This window comes from Kitasatospora sp. NPDC047058 (assembly GCF_040643935.1).
GTDB lineage: Bacteria > Actinomycetota > Actinomycetes > Streptomycetales > Streptomycetaceae > Kitasatospora.
On sequence record NZ_JBEYVJ010000922.1, the window covers coordinates 1 to 1,166 of the forward strand.

Annotated in this window: 2 protein-coding genes; both read left to right on the top strand. The window is 75.0% G+C overall.

Translation table 11 applies throughout. The features are described from left to right. The first annotated feature begins 238 nt into the window (after positions 1 to 238). Positions 239 to 673: a MarR family transcriptional regulator gene (locus ABZ885_RS41645; protein WP_360200480.1), complete on the top strand. Its 435-nt coding sequence runs from the start codon at positions 239 to 241 to the stop codon at positions 671 to 673. Continuing rightward, positions 670 to 1,110, top strand: coding sequence for a hypothetical protein (locus tag ABZ885_RS41650; protein ID WP_360200482.1), 441 nt, complete (start codon positions 670 to 672; stop codon positions 1,108 to 1,110). The genes ABZ885_RS41645 and ABZ885_RS41650 overlap by 4 nt, the downstream gene beginning before the upstream one ends. Positions 1,111 to 1,166: the final 56 nt, after the last annotated feature.

Here is a 1,166-nt window from a genome sequence, read left to right on the forward strand (position 1 = left end):
GCGCGGACGGCCCGCCACCGGTCCGCCTCGCGCAGCAGATCGGCCTCGCGCAGCTGGTGGAGCGAATAATGCAGCATGCGTCTGTCCTCCCGGACGGGGTGCGCTTTCGCTCTCCACCCTCGCCCGCCGGACGCCCCTGGCACCTGAGGTGGGCGTCCTGTTGCGGCCCCATGAGGTGTCCCGGGACGCCGCCGGGCTGTTTGCCGAGAGGTAGTACGAAATCGTATAGTCCGAAATCGTGAACGACGGAACGACGCCACCCGACTGGTCGCCGCTGCTGGCGCTGCAGCGGGCCACCCACGCCACCCTGCACGTGCTCGCCACCGAGCTGGCCGACCTCGGGCTGACGCCCTCCGAGATCAACGCCCTCGCCAACCTGGCCGACGGCCGCGCCCGGACGGTGTCCGAGCTCGGCGCGGCCGCGGGGACCCGCCCGACCACGCTGACCAGCGTGCTGGACCGGCTGGAACGGCGCGGGCACATCACCCGCGGCGCCAGCGCCCAGGACCGGCGGGCGGTGCTCGTCGAACTCACCCCGTCCGGGCGGCTGGCCGCCGGCACCATCCGCAAGGCCGTCACCGGTGTCGAGCAGCGCGCGCTCGACGGCCTGCCCGCCGAGACGATCACCGCGCTGCGGACGGCCCTTGAGGCCCTGACGGAGGTCTCCCCGTGACTGCGCAGCACGACGAACCGGCCCCGGGCGGCGGCACGCCCACGTTCGAGGACCTGATGGCCGAAGCGAGGGCCGGCACCGGACGGTTCGGCCACCGCGAGCACGTCCACCTGACCTGGCTGGCCGTCCGGCACCACGACCTGCCGGCCGCGGTACGGGTGGTCGGCGAGGGCATCCGGCGCACCGCCCGGAACGCCGGCGCCCCCGAGAAGTACCACGCCACCATGACCCGCGCCTGGGTGGAACTCGTCGCGCACCACGCGGCCGGGACCGGCGGGGACGACTTCACCGCCTTCGCCGAGCGCCACCCCGCACTGCTCGACAAGGGCCTGCTCGGCCGCCACTACCGTCCGGAGACCCTGGCCGGCGACGCGGCGAGGAACGGCTGGGTCGAGCCCGACCTCGCCCCCTTCCCCTGGCAGGACGGCGGCCGGTAGCACCGCGGGCGCACGACGGCCGCGGTGGCGCCCGTAGCCTGGGAGCCGCCGCCGGC